This is a genomic window from Arthrobacter sp. Y3223166, from assembly GCF_059090935.1.
In genome coordinates, this window is sequence record NZ_JBNHGE010000008.1 from 1 (window position 1) to 22,447 (window position 22,447).

Below are 22,447 nucleotides of genomic sequence, written 5' to 3' on the forward strand. Positions count from 1 at the left end.
CGGCCGCCGCGGCGAGCGCGTCCCGCTGTTCGGTGGACGGTTCGGCGTCGGCCGGGGCATCCTCGGCGGCCTGTGCCGCGGCCAGCCGCGCGGTGATGTCGGCCAGCTTCTGCTGTTCGGTGACGATGTTGGCCTCGGCGGCCTGCACCAGTTTGGCCAGCCGTTCGCTCTCCCCGGTGGCGGAGCGCAGCGCCGAGCCCAGCTGCCCCAGGCGTTCGGCGACCGCGGCCAGCCGGGCGTCGGACTCGTGCAGCTGCTCAAGGGCGGCCTCTGCCCGCAGCCTGGCCTCGTCGCGGCGCGAGGTGGCGCCGGCGATCGCGAACTTGGCCCGCTCGGCCCGGGCCGTGGCGGCTTCGAGCCTGTGCATGGTCTCGTCCACCGCTGCCTGGACCTCCAGCAGGCTGGGGCCGCCGGCGGACCCGCCGCGCGCCGAGCAGGCGGTAAAAATATCCCCGTCCCGGGTGACGGCGGTCAGCGCCGGGTCGGCCGCGATGACCCCTGCCGCCATCGGGAGGTCCGCCACGACGACGGCGGAGCCCAGCAGTGTGCGCACCGTTCCTTCGACGCCCCGCTTGGCCTGGACCAGGCCGGCCGCGGGGATCGCCCCGTCCGGGAGTTCCGCCCTGCCGCCGGCGCTTCCGCCCGCCGGCACCGGGGCGCCGGCGATGAGGAGGTCCACCTGGCCGGCGTCGTCGGCCTTCATCAGTTCCAGCGCCCGGACGGCGGCGTCGGGGTCCGCGACGGCGACGGCTTCGGCCAGCGGCCCCAGGGCGGCCGCAATCGCCGCCTCATAGCCGGGCTCCACCGTGATCAGGTCCGCCAGCGGGGCCAGCACGCCCTCGGTTCCGGAGGCCAGCAGCAGCTCACTGCCGTCCCGCCGGTTCAGCCCGACTTCCAGCGCCTCCTTGCGCGCGGCGAGGGCGTCGCGTTCGCGTTCGGCCTCGCGTTCGTCGGCCCGCAGCTGCTCCAGCTCCGCCTCAATGACGGCGAGCTCGTCGCTGGCGTCCTCGTACGCGGCGTCCAGGCCCTCTTCGCCCTGTTCCACCCCGGCCACCTGCGACTCCAGCGCGGCGAATTCGGCCTGCGCCTGGCGCCGACGTTCCTCGCCCTCGCCGATCGAGGCGCGGAGCCGGCCCAGCTCGGCCTCGGCGGACTCCACCCGGGACCTGGCTGCCCCCACCTGGCCGGCCAGCCTGGCCAGTCCCTCGCGCCGGTCCGCGGCGGCGCGCAGGATGCCGGTCAGCCGCTTTTCCTCGTCCTCGGCAGCCCGTTCGGCGGCGGCGCGGCCTTCGATCGCGTCGTCGAGGGCGGCCCGGCGGTCCTCGAGCTCGAACTCCAGCTCGGCCTGCTCCTCGCGGACCTCGGCCGCCTGCTGTTCCAGGACCTCCGGGTCCCGCCCGCCCTCCGGTTCCCGGTCCGCGGAGCCGAGCAGCCGCCGTCGTTCATTGGCCAGGCCGGCGAGGGCGCGGAAGCGTTCGCGGGTGGACGAGAGCTGGTAGCAGCGCTCGCGCGCGGCGTTGAGCTCCGGGGTGGCTTCGGCCGCCAGCCGCTCCAGCTCGGCCAGGCGCCGGCGCCCGGACTCCAGGGTCTTCTCCACCTCGGCCTGCCGGGTCTTCAGCGCGGCCTCGTCCGCCACTTCCTGGGCCAGGGAGGTGCTCAGCTCCACCAGCTCGTCGGCGAGCAGCCGGGCCCGGGCATCGCGGACCTCGAACTGGACCTGCTGGGCCCGGCGGGCCACCTCGGCCTGCTTGCCCAGCGGCGTCAGCTGCCGGCGGATCTCGCCGGTGAGGTCGGTCAGCCGCTGCAGGTTGGCCTGCATGGACTCCAGCTTCCGCACCGTTTTTTCCTTGCGGCGCCGGTGCTTGAGAATGCCGGCGGCTTCCTCCACGAAGCCCCGGCGGTCCTCCGGCGTCGCGTGCAGCACCTTGTCCAGCTGGCCCTGGCCGACGATCACGTGCATCTCCCGGCCCAGCCCGGAGTCCGAGAGCAGTTCCTGGATGTCCAGCAGCCGGCAGCTGCTGCCGTTGATGGCGTATTCGGAGCCGCCCGTGCGGAACAGGGTGCGGGAGATGGTGACTTCGGAGTATTCGATCGGCAGGGCGCCGTCGGCATTGTCGATGGTCAGCGACACGTGCGCCCGGCCCAGCGGCGGGCGGCCCGCCGTGCCGGCGAAGATGACGTCCTCCATCTTGCCGCCGCGCAGCGTCTTGGCGCCCTGCTCCCCCATCACCCAGGCGAGGGCGTCCACCACGTTGGACTTTCCCGACCCGTTCGGACCGACCACGGCGGTGACGCCGGGCTCGAAGTCGAAGGTCGTCGCCGACGCAAAAGACTTAAAGCCCCGCACAGTCAGAGATTTAAGATGCACGTTGTGTCTCCCGCGGCGGACGTTTTCCTTGCCTCAATCTACCGTGCCCGCCGCGGATACACGGGCACGACGGGCTTGTCGCGGTGGACAAACGTGTGGAGCGGCCGGCGTGTGCAGGTGCGCGCATCCCGGCGGGCGGGGTGGCAACCTTGTGTAAGGGCCACGGAGAACTACCCTGAAGGCCAGTCCACGTCCGGTGAGGAGTGCTTTCGCCAGTGTCAGATCCAGCCCGTCATCCAGGGCAGCGCATTGCCGCCATTGTCCCCTGCCACAACGAAGAACAGACAGTCGCCACCGTCATCCGGGATCTGGAGCTCGCCGTCCCGGGGATAACGGTCTATGTCTACGACAACAACAGTTCCGACCGGACCGCCGAGCTGGCGCGGGCCGCCGGCGCCATCGTCCGGACGGAAACGCGCAAGGGCAAGGGCAACGTCATCCGGCGGGCGTTTGCCGATATTGACGCCGATATCTACGTCACGATCGACGGCGACGACACGTACGAGGCAGCGGACCTGCCACGCCTGATCGACGCCCTGTTGGACGGCCCCTACGATCATGTGCTCGGCGTTCGTGCCGACACGTCGGAAACCGGGTCGTACCGCCCGGGGCACGCCATGGGGAACCGGATGTTCAACAGGGTCGTCAGCGTCCTCTTCCGATCCCAGGTTTCGGACATGTTGTCGGGATATCGCGTCTTTTCGCGCCGCTTCGTTAAGTCATTCCCCGCCGTGTCCAAGGAATTCGAAATCGAGACCGAATTCACGGTGCACGTCACGTCACTGCGGCTGCCGCAGGCCGAGGTCGAGGTCGGATTCCGCCAACGGCCCGAGGGGAGCGAAAGCAAGCTCAATACCTATTCGGACGGCTTCAAAATCCTGTCCCTCATCTTCGAGCTCGTCCGGCATGAACGGCCGGCCCTCTTCCACGGCATCATCGCCGCGGTGCTGGCACTGGCTTCGCTGGGGTTGGGGGTGCCCGTGATCGTCGAGTTTTTCGAGACCGGCCTGGTGCCCCGCTTCCCGACGGCGATCCTGGCTGCTGCCGTGATGGGCCTGGCTGTACTGGTGGGTTGTATCGGCATCATCCTCGACGGCCTAAAGCGGGGACGGCATGAAGCAGCGCGCCTGGCATACCTGCGCCTGGAGCCGCCGCAGCACCGGCAGGATGCAGGCGGGGCGTGGGCAGACCCGGCCCACGCGCGTCTGGACGGGACTGACACGTGAGCGATTCATCGGCACGTTCCCCCCGTGCCCGGGCCGGCGGCCCGAGGGGTGTGCGCACCGCTTGGACTGCGGCGGACTACTGGTGGCTTACAGTCTTGGGCGCCTCCGCTTTCCTGGCCACGGCTTTTCTGTGGGTGGCGAACCACCCCGGGCGGATGACGAATGATTCCTCCCATCAGCTCAAGCAGGTTCTCGGCCTGATTCCGCTGGACGACTGGCACCCCGCCGTCATGACCGTCGGCTGGACAGGTTTGTACAGACTGACCGGCGACGTCGGCTCGCTGGTGCTGGTGCAGGTCGCGGTGACGTTCAGTGCCGCGCTGCTCTTGGCCATCTATCTTCACGATCTCACCCGCAGCCGGCTCATGTCCTCGCTCGCCCTCGCGATTCCGTTGCTGCCGTTCACCATCACGTTCCTGGGCGTGTTGTGGAAGGACGTGCACATGATGATCGCGTTCTTCAGCGGCACCGTCCTCATCCTGCTCGCCGAGCGCTTCCCGAGGCTCCGGTATCCGTTGCTCGCCCTGTCGCTGTTGTTCCTGCTGTACGGAGCGATGGTCCGGAAAAACGCGTTCTTTGCGATCCTTCCCCTCGTCTTCCTCCTCTACCGGGCCTGGCGGAACGCATCCCCCAAGCGGCGCAGACGGCTGACAGCCAACCGGCGACGCGTGCGGGGCGGATATGTCATGGCCGCCGCGACGTTCCTGGTGTTGATACTGGGCACGGGCGGGGCGTTCAACGTCGCATTCCAGCCCAAACCCACCGGCCAGCTATCCCAAGTCTTCCTCGACGACATCATCTTCACCGTGCCCGCCGAAGAGATAAGGGACGCGGATATTCCCCAGGAACTGGAAGACAAACTGCTTGCCGCCCGCGAAAAATGCCGGGCCGAAGAAGCTATTTGGGATGCCTATTGGAAGTGCTACGGCCGCGGGGCAACCGGCAAATCCTTTGAACCGATCGCTTATCAGTCGGAGGTCCGGGACCTGTGGATTGATGAAGTGGTGACGCATCCGGCCCGCTACCTGTACTACCGCGCCGAGACGTACGCCCGGTTCCTCTTCACCAGCAAGCTGGAATTCGTCGGTACCGGCGCGGAGGTTGTCCCCGCTGAGTACCGCGTGGAGCCGTCGAAGGCGGACAACATCCTCTACGACTACGTGGTTGAGTTCGGCCTGAAGACTTTTCCCTGGTTTTTTAAGGCCTGGTTTTGGCTCGCCGCCTCGATAGCGCTGATCGTGGCCCTCCCCAAGGCACGGCAACTGCGGCCGCAGGTCGCGGCCCTGGGCTGGTCGGCGCTCCTCTACCTGGTGGGATACTTCCCCATAGTGCCGGCAGCCGACTACCGCTACAGCTATTGGCCCGCCGTCGCCTGCACACTTGCAGGGGTGCTCTTTCTGGCGGACCGCCGCTTAAACAACAAGGGAATTCCAAAGGATTCCAGCCCGCATCCAGGTGGATCCGAACGCCCCCTCGAATCACGCTCCGGGGCCCCCGAGTAACGTCTGCAAGGCGATCCGAGGCACGGGCAAAGGCAGCCGGAGAGACAATGACCACACACGCATGCCATTCTCTGCATGTGCGGAACGCTGGTTCGGGGTGCATAGTTAAGAGTTCGGGTACCAATGGGGGATTCTCCGTGTACAGGTGAACGTCCCCGAAGACGAATAAAGGCTGGATATTGATCGGTAACGCGACGTTTCGACATGACAACACGGCGCTGCTGGCCGTCTCGAGCGTGGAGGCCCCGGTAGCCGTCACTTCCGCCGACTTCGACGACCGGCTGGCACCCAGCCTGAAGCGCCTGAAGCTCTCCCGGAAGCTGCTGGAACGTGTTGCCGGCGTGACCGAACGCCGCTGGTGGTCGCCCGGTTCATCATTCGACGACGCCGCCATCGAAGCCGGCGCCAAGGCCCTCGCCGAGGCCGGCGTGGAGCCGGGCCAGATCGGCCTGCTGATCAACACCTCCGTCACCCGCAAGAACCTTGAGCCGTCCGTCGCGGTGAAGATCCACCACGGGCTGGGGCTGCCGTCGTCGGCCATGAACTTCGACCTGGCCAACGCCTGCCTGGGCTTCGTCAACGGAATAACGCTGGCCGCCAACATGATCGATGCCGGGCAGATCAAGTACGCGCTGATCGTCGCCGGCGAGGACGCGCAGCCGACCCAGGAAACCACCTTCGAGCGGCTGAACCACCCGGATTCCACCCGCGCCGACTACCTGCGCGAATTCGCCACGCTGACCCTGGGGTCCGGGGCCGCCGCGGCCGTGATCGGCCCCGCCGACGCCCACCCCGGCTCGCACCGGATCCTCGGCGGCGTCTCCCGCGCGGGCACCGAACACCACGAGCTGTGCGTCGGCGGGCCCGCCGGCATGTTCACGGACACCAAGGGCCTGCTGGAGAACGGGCTGGAACTGGTGGTCAACGCCTGGCACGAGGCCCACCGCGACGGCTGGAACTGGACCGCCATGGACCGGTACGTCACGCACCAGGTCTCCACCTCGTATACCAACGCGATCATCAAGGCCGTCAACCTGGTCCGCGAGCGTGTGCCGATCACCTTCCCGAAGTGGGGCAACGTGGGGCCTGCCTCGCTGCCGATGACCCTCGCCCAGGAGGCCCAGACGCTGGGCACCGGCGACCGCGTGCTCTGCATGGGCGTGGGCTCCGGCCTGAACACCACCATGATGGAGATTGCGTGGTAGACACCCCCCTCTGGCCCGGCGTCGACCCGGCCTGGTCCCGCCGCGTCCGCGTTCGCTCCACCGCCGCCGTAGACCAGGCCGGCAGCGCCCACACCTGGCACCTTCTGGACAACGGCCCGCAGCTGGCCGAACGCGGCATCGAACCAGCCGGCACCCTGCTGTGCGTGCACGGCAACCCCACCTGGTCCTACCTGTGGCGCAGCCTGCTGGCCGCCGCCGGTGACGCCGCGGCCCCGTGGCGCGTGGTCGCCGTCGACCAGCTGGACATGGGCTTCTCCGAACGCACCGGCAGCTTCCGCCGGCTCGAGGACCGGATCACCGACCTGGGCGACCTGACCGCAGAACTGGGCATCACCGGCCCCGTCGTCACCGTCGGACACGACTGGGGCGGCGTGATCTCGCTGGGCTGGGCCACCCGGCACCGCGACCAGCTCGCCGGCGTCGTCCTGACCAACACCGCCGTCCACCCCGCCGGGTTCGGGCTGCCCGCCCCGCTCAAACTGGCGCTGCACCCCGCTGTGCATCGCTGGGGAACGACGACGTCGGCCGCCTTCCTGCGCGTCACGCACGCCCTGGCGCATCCTCCGTTGGCGAAGGACGTCAGGGCCGCGTTCATGGCCCCGTACCGGCACGCGGCCCGCCGCACCGGGGTGGGCAACTTCGTGGCCGACATCCCGGCCGACGAGGCCGCGCCCAGCTGGGACGCGCTGAACGGGGTGGCCGAGGGCATCCGCAGCCTGGACGTTCCGGCGCTGATCCTGTGGGGCCCCAGGGATCCCGTGTTCTCCGACCGCTACCTGCGCGACCTGCTGGACCGGCTGCCGCAGGCCGATGTGCACCGCTTCGAAGGCGCCGGGCACCTGCTCCCCGAAGACCGCGACATCGCCGGCCCCGTGTTCACCTGGCTCGACGCCGCCGTGGCCGGCGGCGGGCACGCGGCCGCCGCCCAAGGGCCCCGGGTTGCGGCCCCCTTCCGCTCCATGCTCGCCGAACTGGACGAACGCCGGACCGACGACTCCCCCGCCGTCGTCGACATGGCCCCGCTGGGCGCCGCGGCGGCAGGAAAGCGGACGCTGTCCTGGGCCGAGCTCGCCGGCCAGGTGGACCTGCTCGCCGGCGGCCTGGCCGGGATCGGCGTGAAAGCAGGCGACCGCGTCAACCTGCTGGTGCCGCCCGGCATCGAACTGACCAGCCTGATCTACGCCTGCCTGAAGCTCGGCGCCGTTATCGTGGTGGCGGACGCCGGGCTGGGACCCGCCGGCCTGAGCCGTGCCATCAAGGGGGCCGGCCCCCGGTTCATCATCGGCATCGAACGCGCCTTCGCGGCCGCGCGGCTGTTCGACTGGCCGGGCGAGCGGATCAGCGTGACCGAAATGGGCGGGGCCAAGCGCCGGCTCTACGGGGTCGCTTACACCGTGCCCGAACTGCTCGAATCCGCCGCCGCTGCTGCGGCTGGCCCGGCCGGCGGCCGCGCCGGGCGCACCGCCCCCGAGCCCGACGACGACGCCGCCATCCTCTTCACCTCCGGCTCCACCGGGCCGGCCAAGGGCGTCGTCTATACGCACCGCCGGCTGGCCGCCATGCGGGACACCCTCAAGGAGACCTACGGGCTGGAAGCCGGCACCTCGCTGGTGGCCGGCTTTGCGCCGTTCGCCCTGCTGGGCCCGGCGCTGGGGGCCACCTCGGTGACCCCGGACATGGACGTCACCGCGCCCAAGACGCTCACCGCCGCGGCCCTGGCCGATGCTGCCGCGGCGGTCAGCGCCACCGCCGTCTTCGCCTCGCCGGCCGCCCTCGCGAACGTGCTCGCCACCGCCGACGGCCTCACGGACGAACACCGGGTGGCCCTGGCCGACGTGAAGCTGCTGCTCTCGGCCGGCGCGCCGATCCCCGAGCCGCTGCTGGCCAAGGTGCAGTCGCTGATGCCGTCCGCCCAGCTGCACACCCCCTACGGCATGACCGAAGCGCTGCCGGTGACGGACATCAGCCTGGCGGAAATCCGCGCGGCCGGTTTCGGGAACGGCGTCTGCGTCGGCACCCCCGTGGCCGGGGCCACGGTGGCCATCGCTGCGGTGGCCCCGGACGGCAGCGTGGCGGAACTGCCGACGACCGACCCCAACGTCACCGGGGAGATCCTCGTGAGCGCCCCGCACGTCAAGGACCGGTACGACCGGCTCTGGGTCACGCAACGGCACAGCGCGTCCGTGCCCGGCTGGCACCGCACCGGCGATGTGGGCCATCTCGACGCCCATGGGCGCCTGTGGGTCGAGGGCCGGCTGGCGCACATCATCACGACGGCGAACGGCGTCGCAACCCCGGTGGCCGCCGAGCAGGCCGCGGAAACGCACGACGGCGTCCGGCTTGCCGCCGTCGTCGGCGTCGGTCCCGCGGGCGCCCAGGTCCCGGTCGCGGTGCTGGAGACCGCGCCGCCGTCCTCGAAGCCGGACACCGCGCCGTACGCCCTCGGCGCCGAGGTGCGCACCGCCGTCGCCCGCGCCACGGGTCTGGAGCTGGCCGCCGTCCTGGTGCTGCCCGAGCTGCCCACCGACATCCGGCACAACTCCAAGCTCGACCGCGCCGGGCTGGCCGTGTGGGCCGGCAAGGCGCTGGCCGGCGGACGGATCACCACACCATGAGCGCCGCCGAAACCCGGACCGTCCTCGTCACGGGTGCCAGCGGGATGCTCGGCGCCGCCGTGGCCCGGCTGCTGCTGGCGGAGGGCCACGGCGTCCGCACCTTCCAGCGCCGCCCCGCCGCCGGCGTGGGCTCCGCCGTCGGGACCGTCCTCGGTTCGCTGACGGACGCCGGCGCCGTCGCCCGGGCCGTCGAGGGAGTCGACGCCGTGATCCACCTGGCGGCGAAAGTTTCGTTCACCGGCCAGTGGAGCGAGTTCGTGGCCACCAACATCGACGGCACGCGGACCCTGCTGGACGCGGCGAGGTCGGCGGGCGTGCGCGACGTGGTGTTCGTGTCCTCCCCCTCGGTCGCCCATGTCGGCGAGGCCATCGCCGGCGCCGGCGCGGGGACGGCGGACCCGGACCGTGCCCGCGGCAACTACGCCCGGTCCAAGGCCGCCGCCGAGCTGCTCGCGCTGGCCGCGGACTCCCCCGGCTTCCGGGTCGCGGCCGTGCGCCCCCACATCGTCTGGGGCCCCGGCGACACCCAGCTGGTGGAACGCGTCATTGCGCGGGCCAGTGCCGGCCGGCTGCCGCTGCTGGACAACGGCGCCGCGCTGATCGACACCACCTATATCGACAACGCCGCGGCAGCCATTGTCCGTGCGCTCGAACGGATGGACCAGGCGCACGGCCAGGCCCTGGTGGTCACCAACGGCCAGCCCCGGCCGGTCGGCGAACTGATCGCCGGCATCTGCCGGGCCGCCGGCGTGATGGCGCCCGCTTGGTCGGTTCCCGGCTGGCTGGCCCGCGGCGCCGGCTCGGTTATCGAACGGGCCTGGACGGCCGCCGGAGCCCGCGGGCTGGTCCGCGACGAACCGCCCATGACGCGCTTCCTCGCCGAGCAGCTGTCGACCGCGCACTGGTTCGACCAGCGCCGCACCCGCGAGGTGCTGGACTGGGTGCCCGAGGTCAGCATCGAAGAAGGGCTGCGACGGTTGGCAGCCCATTACGGCGGAACGACGAGGTAGGAGCAAGCATTGGAAAGCGTGAAGCTGATCGATTCCTGGCCGGTGGACAACGCGGCCACCGCCGTCGTCGCGGCCGACGGCGCCGTCGTTGCCTCCCATGGCGACCAGCAGCGGCGCTTCCCGCTGGCGTCCGTGACCAAGCTGCTCAGCGCCTATGCGGTGCTGCTGGCCGTCGAGGAAGGCGCGCTGGAACTGGACCAGGCGGCGGGCCCCGAGGGCGCCACCGTCCGCCACCTGCTGGCGCACAGCGCCGGCTACGACTTCGGCGACCGCACCGTGCGGTTCTCCCCCGGCGACCGGCGGCTCTACTCCAACGCCGGCTTCGAGGTGCTCGGAGAGACGCTTGAGGCCGCGGCGGGCATGGCCTTCGCGGACTACCTGCGCGAGGGCGTGCTCGTTCCCCTCGGCATGAAGGACACCAGCCTGGACGGCTCCCCCGCGGCCGGGGCGACCTCCACGTCCGCCGACCTGTCCCGTTTCGCAGCGGAACTGCAGCGGCCGTCGCTGCTGGCCGCCGCCACGGTCCAGGAGGCGACGCAGGTGGCCTACCCGGGGCTGGCGGGTGTGCTGCCGGGGTTCGGCCGCCAGCAGAACAACGACTGGGGCCTGGGTTTCGAGATCCGCGGCCACAAGGAGCCGCACTGGACCGGCAGCAAGAGCTCGCCGAAAACGTTCGGGCACTTCGGCCAGTCCGGCACCTTCCTATGGGTGGATCCGGAGGCCGGCGCCGCCTGCATCGCGCTCACCGACCGCGACTTCGGGCCCTGGGCCGCAGACGCGTGGCCCGATTACACGGACGCGGTGCTGGCGGAGCTGGGAAGGTAGCCCGTTACCAGCGGCCGTTCCGGGGCCTCGGCTGGCAGGCCGGGCAGGTGTAGGACGACCGGTTCATGAAGGTGTCCCGGCGTATCTTCGTGGACAGACCCAGGGCGCTGCAGCGGTGGCAGGGCCCGCCCTCCCGGCCGTAGGCGTTCAGCGACCGTTCGAAGTATCCGGAGGCGCCGTTGACGTTCACGTAGAGGGAATCGAAGCTGGTGCCGCCGGCCTCGAGCGCCCTGCTCATGACGTCCCGGCACGCGCTGAGCAGCCGCTCCGCTTCCTTGCGGCGCAGGGTGTCGGTCGGGCGGGCGTAGTGCAGTTTCGCGGCCCAGAGGGCTTCGTCGGCGTAGATGTTGCCGATGCCGGAGACCAAGGCCTGGTCCAGGATGGCGCGCTTGATGCCGGTCTTGCGGGCACGCAGGCGCTGGTAGAACGCCTCGAAGGAGAAGGCGGGGTCGAGCGGGTCGCGGGCGATGTGGGCGGCCTCGACCGGGATCAGCGGCAGGCCGGTCTCGGACATCCCGCCGGCATGGCCGTCGGGAGTGGGCATCAGGTCGGCCAGGAACATGCCGCCGAATATCCGCTGGTCCACGAACCGCAGCTCGGCCGGCATCGGCGGGCCGTCGGGTTCGCCGGCCGGACTGAGCGTCAACCGGACCTTCAGGTGCTTCTCGTCGGGCTGCCCGCTGTCTTCGACCAGCAGTTGGCCGCTCATGCCGAGGTGCGCCATCAGGGCGAGTTTGGGCTCGTCGGGCACGGCGTTAACGGCGCCGGGGTGGGGCGAAGGGTCCGGCGTGGTCTCCAGCAGCGGCATCCAGAGGAATTTCCCGCGCCGGGCGACGTCGGCCACGTGGGCGCCGATGAGGTTGCCGCGCAGGTCGTCGGCTCCGAGGGCGTGGCGCCGGATGGAACGCTCGTCCAGGACGTCCACTCCGGTGATCGTCCGCCCGCGGACCCACTGGGCGAGCCCGCGGCGGACAACCTCCACCTCAGGCAGTTCAGGCATCGGAGTCGGCGGTCTCCGGCACCGATACGGGCAGCGAGGCACGCAGCGCCCGCCACGTGGTGGCGGCCGCTTCCTGCTCGGCTTCCTTCTTGGAATGTCCGGTGCCGCGGCCGTATTCGGTGGTGCCGATCAGCAGCGTGGCCACGAAGGTCCGGGCGTGGTCCGGGCCCGATCCGTCCACCCGGTAGGTCACGGTGCCCATCTTCCGGGCGGCGGCCAGCTCCTGGATGCTGGTCTTCCAGTCTGTGCCCGCGCCCAGGGCGTCGGCGTCCGCCAGGAGCGGCCCGACGAGGCGCATCACCAGCTGGCGCGCCGTATCGATGCCCTGGCACAGGTAGGCGGCGCCGAAGAGGGCCTCCATCGTGTCGGCCAGGATGGAGGACTTGTCGGCCCCGTTGGTGAGCTTTTCGCCCTGCCCGAGCAGCACATGCCGGCCGACGTCCAGGCTGCGCGCGATGCCGGCCAGCGCCCGGGTGGAGACGACGGCGGAGCGCCGCTTGGCCAGTTCGCCCTCGGGCAGGTCCGGGTTGTCCCGGTACAGCGCGTCGGTCACGGAAAAGCCCAGGATCGAGTCGCCGAGGAATTCCAGGCGCTCGTTGGTCGGCAGTCCGCCGTGCTCGTAGGCGTAGGAACGGTGGGTTAAAGCAAGACGGAGCGTCTCGGCGTCGATATCAACGCCGAGACGCTCCAAAAGCTCTTCAGTTGAAGGCATGCCGGACGTTGTTACGCGTCGGCTACCTTGCGGCCCTTGTACTCAAGGAACAGCGCGGTGCCTGCCGAGTCGGTGACAACCTTGGCCTGGTGCGGCAGGCTGTAGGTGACACGGCCGTTCTCAACGGTCTTGACCAGGTTGGGCGCAGTGGCCTTCCACTGGGACCGGCGTGCGCGCGTATTCGAGCGGGACATCTTCCGCTTGGGAACAGCCACGGCTAACTCTCTTCTCTCTCGTCTGACTCTTTACTTTCGGGCGCCTCATCGGCGGCCGTACCGGCCAACCCGGCAAGGGCTGCCCAGCGAGGATCCACGACCTCATGGTGGTGACCCGAATCCTCTTCAAGGCGCATCCCGCATTCCGGGCACAAGCCTTGGCAGTCTTCCCGGCACACCGGCTGGAACGGCAGGGCGGTCACCACTGCGTCCCGCAGCGCCGGTTCGAGATCGATCAGATCGCGCTCAACCCGCCGCTGTTCGTCCTGTTCTTCTTCCTCGAGGAGTTCAGCTTCCTCGTAGTAGAAGAGTTCCTGCACATTGACGTCGAGGTCGTACGCGATGGGATCCAGGCAACGCCCGCACTCGCCCGTGACAGCCACGGAAACGGTGCCGGAAACCAGGATTCCCTCGTGCACGGCCTCAAGCTTCAGGTCCAGCTCCATGTCGGAGCCTTCCTGAACGCCAATGAGTGCTGCCCCGAAATCCTTCGGCGCAGCGATACGTTCTTCAAGAGTCCGCATGGTGCCCGGGCTGCGCCCGAGGTCCTTGACCGCAAGGGTCAAGGCCGAACTTTGATCATGGTTCAAGACCACAGTACTGAGAACTCCTAAAGAACATACGACCGACGTATCATCTTAGCCCGGATCTCCCGCGGGCCCAAACCGGCGGCGCTGCGGGGGTGTCAGTCCCGTCCGGCGGGCTCCAACGGCCTCTCGGCCTGGATCTGTGATGCCAGGTCGACGATCCAGGAACGCAGCTCGGGTCCCAGGTCCTCGCGCTCCGTGGCCAGGGAGACGACGGCCTTGAGATAGCTGAGCTTGTCGCCGGTGTCGTAGCGGCGCCCTTTGAAGACCACGGCATAAACACCGCCGCCGGCCTCCTCGGAGCCGGCCAGCACCTGCAGCGCGTCCGTCAGCTGTATTTCTCCGCCGCGGCCCGGCGGGGTCTCCTCCAGGACGTCGAAGACCGCGGGGTGCAGGACATAACGTCCGATCACGGCCAGGTTCGACGGCGCCTCGGCGGCGTCGGGCTTCTCCACCAGGCCGTTCACCTTCACGTGCGCCGCGCCGTCGATGCGCCTGATGTCCGCGCACCCGTAGGCGCTGATCGCTTCCGGATCGACCTCCATCAGGGCAATGACGGAGCCGCCGGTCGCCTGCTGGACCGCGATCATCTCCGTGAGCAGTTCGTCGCGCTCGTCGATCAGGTCATCGCCCAGCAAGACGGCGAAGGGCTCGTTGCCCACATGCTGCCTGGCGCAGAGAACGGCGTGGCCGAGCCCCTTGGGGTCGCCCTGGCGCAGGTAGTGAATGTCGGCCAGCTGGGAAGATTCCCGGACCGCGGCCAGCTTGTCGGCGTCGCCCTTGTCCTCCAGGGTTTGCTCGATAAACGGGACCCGGTCGAAGTGGTCCTCCAGGGAACGCTTGTTGCGCCCGGTGATCATCAGCACGTCGTCCAGGCCGGCGCGCGTCGCTTCTTCGACGACATATTGGATGGCCGGCTTGTCGACGACGGGCAGCATTTCCTTCGGCATGGCCTTGGTGGCCGGCAGGAACCTGGTCCCCAGCCCGGCGGCGGGCAGAACGGCTTTTCGTACGGATTGAGCTTGAGGCATGGTCAAACGTTAGCAAACGCGGGCTCCGCCGCAACCGCCGGAAGCGATCCGGGCCGGGCTATCGGAGCTGCTCCGCGGCGCGGAAACCGGCGAGCACGGCCTTCGGCACGAACTCCGAGATATCCCCGCCCAGCGAGGCAATCTCCTTGATCAAGGTCGACGACAGGTGCGTGTAGCTGCTCTCCGCGGCGAGGAAAACCGTCTCGATGCCGGCCAGATGCCGGTTCATGTGGGCCATCGGCAGCTCGTAGTGGTAGTCCTGCGACGAGCGCAGGCCCTTGACGATGACGCCGGCGCCGTGGCTGCGGCAGTATTCGGCCAGCAGGCCTTCACCCATCGCTTCAACGCTTACGCCGCGGAGGTAGGAGAGCGTCTCGCGGGCCATGGTCAGCCGCTCGTCCAGGCTGAAGCGGTATTTCTTGGCATAGTTTGTCGAGACGGCGACGATGACCTCGTCGTACATGCTGGCGGCACGGGCAATGATTTCTACGTGGCCTTTGTGGAGCGGGTCATAGGATCCTGGGCAGACGGCACGGCGCATAGAGTCGAATCTAGTCGATCCGGGCGGGCGGTGCACCACGCTTCGGTGGTAATACTGGGAGTCATGAGCACAGCTATGCGGCAACTCGTTCACGGCCGGCGGGCCGGCGTTCCGGCGCCGTGGCAGCGGACCGCGGCCGGATCGAACCTCCTCGGCGACGACGGCGGCCTCGGCCTCACCATTTTCGAGGAAATGACGACCCTCGCCGCGCGGACCGGCGCCATCAATCTGGGGCAGGGGTTTCCCGACGAGGACGGCCCGGCGGAAATCGCCGCCGCCGCCATCGACGCCATCCGCGCCGGAGCCAACCAGTATGCTCCGGGCAAGGGAACACTCACCCTGCGCAGCGCCGTTGCCGCCCACCAGCAGCGGTTCTACGGCCTGTCACCGGACCCGGAAACCGAGATCATCGTCACGACCGGAGCGACCGAGGCGCTGGCAGCGACGTTGTTGGCCCTGAGCGGACCGGGCGACGACGTGCTGACGTTCGAGCCCTTCTATGACGCGTACGGGGCGATCATCGGCCTGGCCGGAGCCCGGCACACCACGGCCCCGCTCCTCGCCCCCGATTTCCAGCCGGACCTCGACTCACTCGAAGCGGCCTTTTCGGAGCGCACCCGCATCGTCCTGGTCAACAACCCGCACAATCCGATGGGCAGCGTTTTCTCCCGCGAGGCCCTGTTGCGCATCGTCGAGCTGGCTGAGCGCTACGACGCGCTGATCGTCACCGACGAGGTCTACGAGCATCTGACCTTCGATGCACCGCACATCCCCATCGCCACCCTGCCGGGAGCCGCCGAGCGGACGCTCACCATTTCGTCGGCCGGCAAGACGTTTTCGTTCACCGGTTGGAAGGTCGGCTGGCTCTCCGGCCCGGCGGACCTCGTAGCAGCCGTCCGCACGGTCAAGCAATTCCTCACGTACAGCTCGGGCGCACCGTTCCAGGATGCGGTGGCGGCGGGGCTGGGGCTGCCGGACTCGTTCTACGGCGGGATCGCCGCCGGCCTGAAGGCCAAGCGGGACCTGCTCAGCGACGGATTGCGGCAGGCCGGCTTCGATGTCTTCACGCCGCAGGGCACCTACTTCGTCAACGTGGACACGGCACCGCTGGGTATCACCGACGCACTCGACCTGGCCCGCCGGATGCCCGGGCTGATCGGCGTGGCCGCCATCCCGGTGCCGGTCTTCTGCCACCCCGACGGCGCCGAGCGGACCCGCTCGCTGCTGCGCTTCGCGTTCTGCAAGCGGACCGAGGTCCTGCAGGACGCCGCGCAACGCCTCGCCTCCCTGCCGGACAGGATCTGAGCCGTGGCCGAACGCTACCTGCGCGGCACCGGCCTCCACGCCGGCATCGACAAGGACGACCGGGTACCGGGATCCTACGTCCTGAGCATTGGCGGCGCCGAGCAATCGCACGTCAACCTGCGTCATCCCGGCGACGTGTTCTACGAATACCTGCGCCGGATCGCCAACGTCGTCGACCTGGCGGGCCCGGCAGGGGTCCCGCTGCGTTGCCTCCACCTGGGCGCCGGCGCCCTGACGCTGGCCCGGTACGTGCAGGCCACCCGGCCCGGTTCCCGGCAGGTCGCCGTCGAGCTGGAGCGGGAGCTGCTGGACTTCGTCCTCGAGCACCTTCCCATGCCCGACGGCACGGACCTGACGGTCCACTTCGGCGATGCCCGGCATGAACTGGCCTTCGGGGACATCGAGGGCACCTTCGATGTGATCGTGCTGGATGTTTTCGCCGGCGACGACGCCCCGGAGCACCTGACCACGGCGGACTTCTACGCGGAGATGCTGGAGGCTTTGGAACCGGACGGGGTGCTGCTGGTCAACGTCGGAGACGACCCGCCGCTGGCGTTCGCCAAGCGGCAGATCGCCGAGCTCGCGTCCGTCGCCGGTTCGGTGGCGGCGTTGGGCGAGGCCGGCATGTTCGGCAGCCGGAGGGCGGGCAACATCGTCCTGGCCGCCCGCGGCGGTTTGTGGCCGCCGGAATGGTCGGCCGCCCTGCTGGCGGCGGGCCCGCACCCGGCGGCGGTCCTCAGCGGCCCGGAGCTCGATTCATTCGCCCGCAGCTGACTGGTCCACGGCGGGTTCGGCGAACCAGAGACGCGTCTCGCCGTACTTCCGGACGGCGAACCGGACGAGGCCTTCGGGCCATTCCGGTTCGGGTGACCGCGAAGAGCGTTCGACGACGACGACGGCGCCGTCAGCGAGGAATCCGGACAAGGAGGCGAGGATGCCGGCGAGCGCGTCCTCGGCCAGCGGGTACGGCGGGTCCATCAGCACCAGGTCCCAATGGTGTCCCGGCGGAAGGTCCTTGAGGAACCGTTCCGCCTTCATCCGGTGCACCGTGGCCGTCTTCCGGCCCAGTTTGCCGTTGACCAGCTCGGCGTTGCGGCGGCAGACCCCCGCGGCTTTGTCGGCCGCTTCGACCAGGTCCACCGTGGCGGCGCCGCGGCTGGCGGTCTCGACTCCCAGAGCCCCGGAGCCGGCGAAAAGGTCGAGTACCCGGGCGCCGGCCACGACATCGTAGGACTCCAGCCGGGAAAACAACGCCTCCTTGACCCGGTCCGTCGTCGGCCGGGTGTTCTCCCCGGGCACGCTGGCCAGGGCCAGTCCCCCGGCCACGCCGGCCACGATGCGGCTCACCGGTTACCCGCGCTCAAGGAAGGCCTCCCGCTCGGGGTTCAGGTACAGCTCGATGGCGGCCGCCAGCTCGGGATACCGGGCCAGGGTAGAGTCCCGCTGCAGGATGGCCGTGGCGTCTTCCCGGGCACGGGCGATAACGGCCTCGTCCTTGATCACGCGCAGCAGCCTCAGGGTGGATTTGCCGCCGGACTGGGACGCCCCGAGGATGTCGCCTTCGCGACGCAGCTGGAGGTCTGCCTGCGAGAGTTCAAACCCGTCGGTGGTCGCGGCTACGGCCTGCAGCCGCTCGCGGCTGGGGTGCCCGGGCTCCAGCTGCGTGACCAGCAGACAGGTGCCGGGGAGCCCGCCGCGGCCCACCCGTCCGCGGAGCTGGTGGAGCTGCGAAATGCCGAAGCGGTCGGCGTCCAGGATCACCATCATGGTGGCGTTGTGCACGTCGACGCCGACCTCGATGACCGTGGTGGACACCAGGATGTCCAACGTTCCGTCGTTGAACGCCGCCATGGCAGCGGCCTTCTGCTCCGGCTCCATCCGGCCGTGCAGCATGCCGATCCGGATTCCGTCCAGGACCGGCAGCCCGCCCAGGTACTCGACCAGGGCGGCCACCGATGCCATGGGCCGCTGTTGCTCCGGCTGCCCTGACAGCTCGTCCGGCGGATCGGCCTCTTCGAGCTCGTCATCCCCGATCTTGGGGCACACGACGTAGACCTGCCGGCCGGCGGCGACCTCCTCCCGGGCCCGTTCCCAGATCCGGTCCTCCCAGGCAGGATGTTCCTGGAGGGCCACCAGGTGGGTGGTGATCGGAGCGCGGCCCGCGGGCAGCTCCGTCAGCACGGACGTTTCCAGGTCCCCGAAGACGGTCATCGCCACCGTCCGGGGAATGGGCGTGGCAGTCATGACCAGCAGGTGCGGTGGCGTGGCCGAGCGGCTCCGGAGGCGATCGCGCTGTTCCACGCCGAAGCGGTGCTGTTCGTCCACCACCACGAGGCCGAGGTCAAAAAACTGCACCGTGTCGGACAGCAGGGCATGCGTGCCGACGACGATGCCCGCCTCGCCTGCCGCCACATCGAGCAAGGCCCTGCGTTTGGCCGTTCCGGTCATCGAGCCGGTCAGCAGCACGACTTTAGTGCCGTCGGGGTCGCCGCCCAACATGCCGCCCTGCGCCAACGGGCCAAGCGTCCGGGTGATCGATGCGAAATGCTGGCCCGCCAGGACCTCGGTCGGCGCGAGCAGGACGGCCTGGCCGCCCGAGTCGACCACTTGCAGCATGGCCCGAAGGGCAACCAGGGTCTTCCCCGACCCGACTTCCCCCTGCAGCAACCGGTTCATGGGTGAATCTCCGGCCAGCTCCGCCGCGATCGTCGCGCCGACCTCGCGCTGTCCCGCGGTCAGGTCGAAGGGCAGGCGGGCGTCGAACTTGTCGGCAATACCGCCCTTCCGGCCCGGGCGTGCGGTCGCCTGTTCGGCCGCGGCGATGGCCCGCTTCCGCCCGAGGGCCGCCTGCAGGACCAGCGCTTCCTGATAGCGGAAGCGGTCGCGGGCCGCGCTGGCGGCTTCCATCGTCGAGGGCCGGTGGATCTGTTCGTAGGCCTCAGCCAGTGAGAGCATTCCGTCCCGTACGGCGATGTCGGTCGGGATGGGGTCCCCCAGGCGCCCGAAGTCCACGGCATCGAGCAACAGGTCAACGGCCGCCTTGATGCGCCAGCTGCCCAGTTTTGCCGTCGCCGAATACATGGGCACCGGGCGCAGGGCCTCCTCGGCGTCGAAGTCGAAGGCGTCTTCGAGCAACTGGTAGTCGGGGTTGGTCAAGGTGAGGTTTCCGCGGTAGGACGTCACCTTGCCGGAGAACATGGCGATGGTCCCCGGCCGCAGTTCCCGTTCCGCCTGATAGCCGTTGAAGAAGGTGAGGCTGATGTCCGAGGAATTGTCGGTCACGACGACCTCGGTCAGCGAACCGCGGCGGGCCCGCATCTTGCGTGAACTGGAGCTCAGCACCCGGGCGACCAGGGTTGCGTCCTGGTCGATCGGCAGCTCGGCGATCATGGTCAGCTCTCCGCGCTTCATGTATCGCCGCGGGAAGTAGTTGAGCAGTTCCTCGGTCACCGTCATGCCCAGGTGCTTTTCGAGTGCCGAGGCCGAGCGCTTGCCGAGCCGCCGCTCCAGCGGGACGCTCAGCTCGTCGGCTGGGTCAACCGCCATGGTTTTGCTCCGGCGGGCCGGCCAGCTCCGTCATGCTGACGTTCATCGGTTCACCCAGCTCCCGGATAACCTCCAGTGCCGCGTCGCCGTCCGGCACGTGCGCGTGGACGCGCCAACGGTACCCGCCCTCGATTTCTGTCACGGCGCTCATGATGACCGAGTCGCCCAGCTCGTCCAGTTTCAGGCGCAGCGTCGCGGCGTCGAGGGGGCTGAGGTTGACGGTGCACATGACCTCGACACCTTCGTGCACGTGGTCCAGGTGCAGGTGCGGATCCTGCACGTTGTAGCCGTGCAGGCCGTCCAGCAGTTCCGGCTGCAGTTCCACGCCCAGGGCGCTGGCCCGCAGGGTGTCCATGATGAGCAGGAACCCGACGGCGCCGGCGTCGACGATGTGCGCCGATTCAAGTGCCCCGAGCTGGGTCTCGGTCCTGACGACCGCGGCCACCGCCTCTTCCACGACCGATTCCAGCGTTGCCGCCAGGCCGTGGTTGCTGTCGTCGCCGTTCTTCGCCGCATGTACCGCCGATGCCGCCCGCGAGACCGACGCGATGACGGAGAGCATGGTGCCCTCCACGGGCTCGCTCAACGCGGACCAGCACCGGATTTCGGCACGCTGGAGGGCCGCGGCCAGCAGCGGCCCCGTCAACCGGGTCGTGCCCCGCAAGGGTTCGGCCAGGGCGGCCAGGAAAACGGACAGCAGGGTGCCCGAGTTCCCGCGCGCTTCTTCCATCGCCGCCTGGCCTGCTCCGGCCAGGAGTTCGCCGATGTCCGCCGTCCGGTTTTCGGCGGCCGACTTCGCCGCCGCCCGGACGGTCAGATAGAGGTTGGTCCCCGTGTCGCCGTCGGCCACCGGGAAGATGTTGATGGCGTTCAGGCGGTCACTGTGGTTGCCGAGGACGACCTCGGCCCTGGACAGCCAGCGGCGCAGCGCTTCGGCATTGGCAGCAATTTTCGTCTGCAAAGGGGTCCCATCTGCATGCGCCGGCGATGCCCGCCAACGATCGATCTCAGTCCTCCGGCGTTACCTGAGCCTACCGCAGCCGGCTCCGCTCACCGGCATACGGTAGCGTCGCGGCTCACTCGAGATCCGCAGTACTCAGATATTCGCCGAGGCTGTCGTTCTGCAGCGCGTCGGCTATCTCGGCGATGGCCGCCTCGTCCGGCAGGACGATCGACTGGCCGTCCGCGGAAGTGCCGGTGCCCAGGGTCGGAAGGGTGAACATCTGAACGTCGCTTGACCGTACATCCCGAAGCGAGACGCCCAGGGAGCCTGCCTTCATGGCGTCGAATTCGCTGTCAACGCTCACGAACGGGGAAAATTCGTCGACTACCTCGTTAATGCGCACGGGGTTTGTCAGTGTCTCGGCCGTCAGGAACTCGGACATCAGAGCCTTGACGAAGAGCTGTTGGTTGCGCACGCGCTGATAGTCGCCGTCGCTGAAGGCCTTGCGCTCCCGCACGAAGGACAGGGCAGACTCGCCGTCCAGAGTCTGGGTGCCCGCCGGGAAGAACTCGCCGGTCGACCCGGTTGCCGAGAAGGCCGCCGGATTGTTGATCTCCACCCCGCCCAAGGCGTCGGTCAGTTCCTTGAACCCCGAGAAGTCGATGATGGCGACGTGGTCGACGCGGGTCTCAAACAGCCCTTCGATGGTTTCGACGACAAGCGGTACCCCGCCGAACGCCATGGCGGCGTTGATCTTGTGCTCGCCCTGGCCCGGTATGTCCACCCAGGTGTCGCGCATGATCGACATGACGTAGACGTTCTCCCGATTCTCCGGGATGTGCATCAGCATCATGGTGTCGGAGCGGCTGCCGTCCGAGACCTCGGTCAGATTCTGCGTACCCGTGGCGCGGCTGTCGGAGCCCATCAGAAGAATGTTGACCGTCTTGTCGTTCGGGTCCTTCTCGGCCCGATTGTCCGGGAAGGCCGATTCTATCGTTTGGGACTTGCTGTTGAAGGAGTTGGCCAAGTTGAACAAGTAGCCACCTCCGACGATCGCAGCGACGACAACGATGCCCACGAGGGTGAAGAAGATGGTGCGGATGGGATCTTTCTTCCGCTGGCGGCGCTGCCGCCGCGGGCGGTATTCGTTGTCGTGGTCAGCAGTCAATGGGGTCACTTCCTAGGGGTGAGGCTACCTAAAAGGATAAACCCCGCGGCCGTCTCCTTACCGCAGGGCCGGTCTGGCGTGGCTGCGGTCACTGTCGCTCCGGCGGGCCGCGATGGTCGGGATACGCTGGCTGTATGACCCGCGCCTTCCCCCGACGCCGCCGTTTTGCCGTCCTTTTGTCGCTTGGAGCCCTGGGCAGCCTCACGGCGTGTTCGCCTGTTGTCGACGTTGACGCCGCTCCGGACGCGGCAAACCCCGGATGCGCCCCGATGATGGTCATCCTCCCCCAGTACGTCGCCGATTTCCCGCGCCGTGAAACGAGCAGCCAGGCGACCGCCGCGTGGGGGGACCCTTCCCAGGTCATCCTGCGGTGCGGTGTGCCGGTTCCCGGCCCGACGACGGACCAATGCGTCTCGGTCGACGGCGTCGACTGGGTACTGCGCGAAGGCGAGAACGGCTACTGGACGGCCACGACCTACGGGCGCACCCCGGCCACGGAACTGCTGTTCAAGCCCGATGACGTGGCAGAGAGCTCCGTGTTGATGGACATCTCGGCGGCGGCGTCGGAGATTCCGCAGGAACGCGAATGCCTGAGCATTTCCGACGTCCTGTAGGCGGCACGGCCGG

Annotated in this window: 20 protein-coding genes; 9 read left to right on the forward strand and 11 right to left on the reverse strand. The window is 69.1% G+C overall.

Annotated elements, in window-relative coordinates:
* Window positions 1–2,368 (reverse strand): chromosome segregation SMC family protein (locus tag AC5RUH_RS05840; protein WP_494128129.1); only part of this gene is annotated, 2,368 nt, incomplete at its 3' end.
* 215 nt (window positions 2,369–2,583) lie between these two features.
* Here AC5RUH_RS05840 and AC5RUH_RS05845 point away from each other — a divergent pair.
* The 6 genes from AC5RUH_RS05845 to AC5RUH_RS05870 all read left to right on the forward strand — a co-directional run bounded on the left by AC5RUH_RS05845 (window position 2,584) and on the right by AC5RUH_RS05870 (window position 10,772).
* Window positions 2,584–3,594: a glycosyltransferase gene (locus AC5RUH_RS05845; protein WP_494022906.1), complete on the forward strand. Its 1,011-nt coding sequence runs from the start codon at window positions 2,584–2,586 to the stop codon at window positions 3,592–3,594.
* A 95-nt stretch (window positions 3,595–3,689) separates the two neighbouring features.
* Window positions 3,690–5,096, forward strand: a complete 1,407-nt coding sequence (locus tag AC5RUH_RS05850; protein WP_494128130.1) for a hypothetical protein — start codon at window positions 3,690–3,692, stop codon at window positions 5,094–5,096.
* A gap of 179 nt (window positions 5,097–5,275) precedes the next feature.
* A complete protein-coding gene (locus AC5RUH_RS05855) occupies window positions 5,276–6,301 on the forward strand; it encodes a 3-oxoacyl-ACP synthase III (RefSeq protein ID WP_493999991.1) in 1,026 nt (341 codons plus the stop codon).
* Window positions 6,295–8,937, forward strand: a complete 2,643-nt coding sequence (locus tag AC5RUH_RS05860) for an alpha/beta fold hydrolase (RefSeq protein WP_494022904.1) — start codon at window positions 6,295–6,297, stop codon at window positions 8,935–8,937. Before AC5RUH_RS05855 ends, AC5RUH_RS05860 begins: the two co-directional genes overlap by 7 nt.
* On the forward strand, window positions 8,934–9,947 hold the full coding sequence (locus AC5RUH_RS05865) for an NAD-dependent epimerase/dehydratase family protein (RefSeq protein WP_494022903.1): 1,014 nt from the start codon (window positions 8,934–8,936) through the stop codon (window positions 9,945–9,947). The genes AC5RUH_RS05860 and AC5RUH_RS05865 overlap by 4 nt, the downstream gene beginning before the upstream one ends.
* Before the next feature lie 9 nt (window positions 9,948–9,956).
* On the forward strand, window positions 9,957–10,772 hold the full coding sequence (locus AC5RUH_RS05870; protein WP_494101509.1) for a serine hydrolase domain-containing protein: 816 nt from the start codon (window positions 9,957–9,959) through the stop codon (window positions 10,770–10,772).
* Window positions 10,773–10,776: 4 nt separating this feature from the next.
* Here AC5RUH_RS05870 and mutM read toward each other — a convergent pair whose 3' ends face one another.
* The 6 genes from mutM to coaD form a co-directional block, all read right to left on the reverse strand.
* The gene (gene mutM, locus AC5RUH_RS05875; protein WP_494022901.1) at window positions 10,777–11,772 is read right to left on the reverse strand and encodes a bifunctional DNA-formamidopyrimidine glycosylase/DNA-(apurinic or apyrimidinic site) lyase; all 996 of its coding nucleotides are present in this window, start codon (window positions 11,770–11,772) and stop codon (window positions 10,777–10,779) included.
* The gene (rnc, locus tag AC5RUH_RS05880) at window positions 11,765–12,484 is read right to left on the reverse strand and encodes a ribonuclease III (protein ID WP_494128131.1); all 720 of its coding nucleotides are present in this window, start codon (window positions 12,482–12,484) and stop codon (window positions 11,765–11,767) included. The genes mutM and rnc overlap by 8 nt, the downstream gene beginning before the upstream one ends.
* Window positions 12,485–12,495: 11 nt before the next feature.
* Window positions 12,496–12,699 carry a 50S ribosomal protein L32 gene (rpmF, locus tag AC5RUH_RS05885; protein ID WP_127511582.1) on the reverse strand — a complete coding sequence of 68 codons (204 nt, stop codon included), beginning with the start codon at window positions 12,697–12,699 and terminating at the stop codon, window positions 12,496–12,498.
* Window positions 12,700–12,701: 2 nt separating this feature from the next.
* Window positions 12,702–13,265 carry a YceD family protein gene (locus AC5RUH_RS05890; protein ID WP_494128132.1) on the reverse strand — a complete coding sequence of 188 codons (564 nt, stop codon included), beginning with the start codon at window positions 13,263–13,265 and terminating at the stop codon, window positions 12,702–12,704.
* A gap of 119 nt (window positions 13,266–13,384) precedes the next feature.
* Window positions 13,385–14,317 carry a UTP--glucose-1-phosphate uridylyltransferase GalU gene (gene galU / locus AC5RUH_RS05895; protein ID WP_494073783.1) on the reverse strand — a complete coding sequence of 311 codons (933 nt, stop codon included), beginning with the start codon at window positions 14,315–14,317 and terminating at the stop codon, window positions 13,385–13,387.
* Window positions 14,318–14,375: 58 nt separating this feature from the next.
* A complete protein-coding gene (gene coaD, locus AC5RUH_RS05900; protein ID WP_494073782.1) occupies window positions 14,376–14,858 on the reverse strand; it encodes a pantetheine-phosphate adenylyltransferase in 483 nt (160 codons plus the stop codon).
* 63 nt (window positions 14,859–14,921) lie between these two features.
* Between coaD and AC5RUH_RS05905 the strand changes: the two genes are divergently transcribed.
* Window positions 14,922–16,163: an aminotransferase class I/II-fold pyridoxal phosphate-dependent enzyme gene (locus AC5RUH_RS05905; protein WP_494049798.1), complete on the forward strand. Its 1,242-nt coding sequence runs from the start codon at window positions 14,922–14,924 to the stop codon at window positions 16,161–16,163.
* A gap of 3 nt (window positions 16,164–16,166) precedes the next feature.
* A complete protein-coding gene (locus AC5RUH_RS05910; protein WP_494012334.1) occupies window positions 16,167–16,937 on the forward strand; it encodes a spermidine synthase in 771 nt (256 codons plus the stop codon).
* On the opposite strand, the gene rsmD is transcribed toward AC5RUH_RS05910, so the two are convergent.
* The 4 genes from rsmD to AC5RUH_RS05930 form a co-directional block, all read right to left on the reverse strand.
* Window positions 16,920–17,510 (reverse strand): 16S rRNA (guanine(966)-N(2))-methyltransferase RsmD, encoded by a 591-nt coding sequence (gene rsmD / locus AC5RUH_RS05915; RefSeq protein ID WP_494012335.1) that lies wholly within the window; start codon window positions 17,508–17,510, stop codon window positions 16,920–16,922. The genes AC5RUH_RS05910 and rsmD overlap by 18 nt on opposite strands.
* 3 nt (window positions 17,511–17,513) lie before the next feature.
* Window positions 17,514–19,709: an ATP-dependent DNA helicase RecG gene (locus AC5RUH_RS05920; protein ID WP_494128133.1), complete on the reverse strand. Its 2,196-nt coding sequence runs from the start codon at window positions 19,707–19,709 to the stop codon at window positions 17,514–17,516.
* Complete coding sequence (locus tag AC5RUH_RS05925; RefSeq protein WP_494001269.1) at window positions 19,699–20,637, reverse strand: DAK2 domain-containing protein; 939 nt, start codon at window positions 20,635–20,637, stop codon at window positions 19,699–19,701. Before AC5RUH_RS05925 ends, AC5RUH_RS05920 begins: the two co-directional genes overlap by 11 nt.
* Before the next feature lie 148 nt (window positions 20,638–20,785).
* Window positions 20,786–21,829, reverse strand: coding sequence for an LCP family protein (locus AC5RUH_RS05930; protein ID WP_494128134.1), 1,044 nt, complete (start codon window positions 21,827–21,829; stop codon window positions 20,786–20,788).
* A gap of 125 nt (window positions 21,830–21,954) precedes the next feature.
* Between AC5RUH_RS05930 and AC5RUH_RS05935 the strand changes: the two genes are divergently transcribed.
* Window positions 21,955–22,434, forward strand: coding sequence for a DUF3515 domain-containing protein (locus tag AC5RUH_RS05935; RefSeq protein ID WP_494000005.1), 480 nt, complete (start codon window positions 21,955–21,957; stop codon window positions 22,432–22,434).
* Window positions 22,435–22,447: the final 13 nt, after the last annotated feature.

What these genes read in the sequence shown, in the direction of transcription:
- AC5RUH_RS05865 (WP_494022903.1), top strand. Translation starts at nt 8,934, where the DNA reads ATGAGCGCCGCCGAAACCCGGACCGTCCTCGTCACGGGTGCCAGCGGG.
- mutM (WP_494022901.1), bottom strand. Translation starts at nt 11,772, where the DNA reads ATGCCTGAACTGCCTGAGGTGGAGGTTGTCCGCCGCGGGCTCGCCCAG.
- rnc (WP_494128131.1), bottom strand. Translation starts at nt 12,484, where the DNA reads ATGCCTTCAACTGAAGAGCTTTTGGAGCGTCTCGGCGTTGATATCGAC.
- galU (WP_494073783.1), bottom strand. Translation starts at nt 14,317, where the DNA reads ATGCCTCAAGCTCAATCCGTACGAAAAGCCGTTCTGCCCGCCGCCGGG.
- coaD (WP_494073782.1), bottom strand. Translation starts at nt 14,858, where the DNA reads ATGCGCCGTGCCGTCTGCCCAGGATCCTATGACCCGCTCCACAAAGGC.
- AC5RUH_RS05905 (WP_494049798.1), top strand. Translation starts at nt 14,922, where the DNA reads ATGAGCACAGCTATGCGGCAACTCGTTCACGGCCGGCGGGCCGGCGTT.
- AC5RUH_RS05920 (WP_494128133.1), bottom strand. Translation starts at nt 19,709, where the DNA reads ATGGCGGTTGACCCAGCCGACGAGCTGAGCGTCCCGCTGGAGCGGCGG.
- AC5RUH_RS05935 (WP_494000005.1), top strand. Translation starts at nt 21,955, where the DNA reads ATGACCCGCGCCTTCCCCCGACGCCGCCGTTTTGCCGTCCTTTTGTCG.